Origin of the sequence: Chryseobacterium sp. SIMBA_028, assembly GCF_046535285.1 — a bacterium.
Classification (GTDB): Bacteria; Bacteroidota; Bacteroidia; order Flavobacteriales; family Weeksellaceae; genus Chryseobacterium.
In genome coordinates, this window is record NZ_JAWRWZ010000075.1 from 1 (window position 1) to 386 (window position 386).

The window sequence follows — 386 nt, forward strand, 5'->3', positions numbered from 1 at the left end:
GTCTGGCCGGTTGCTACCATGGCGCGGCTGCTAGAGGTCTCCGCCAGCGGCTTCTACGCCTGGCTCGAGCGCAAACCGTCTGCGCATGCGCGTAGCGATGCGGATCTGCTCTCACGCATCCGTGCGATCTATACGCGCTCACGCGGTACCTACGGGATGCCGCGCATTCATGCGGAGCTCATCGAACAGGGTATCCACGTCGGGCGCAAGCGGGTTGCGCGCCTGATGCGCATCACAGGGCTGCGCGGCGTGAGCCGGCGTCGCTGGTTCAGTACTACGCAGCGGCAGCCCGATGCGCGGCCGGCGCCGGACCTGGTGCAGCGGCACTTCAACGCCGACGCGCCGAATCAGTTGTGGGTAGCGGACGCGACCTATGTGCCGACCCG

The 386-nt window shown here is 67.4% G+C and carries 1 protein-coding gene; it reads left to right on the forward strand.

Features of this window, described 5'->3' with window-relative positions; all coding sequences use genetic code 11:
• Positions 1-386, forward strand: a 386-nt coding sequence (locus SCA31_RS22600) for an IS3 family transposase (protein ID WP_410699295.1), incomplete at both ends; no start/stop codon positions are given.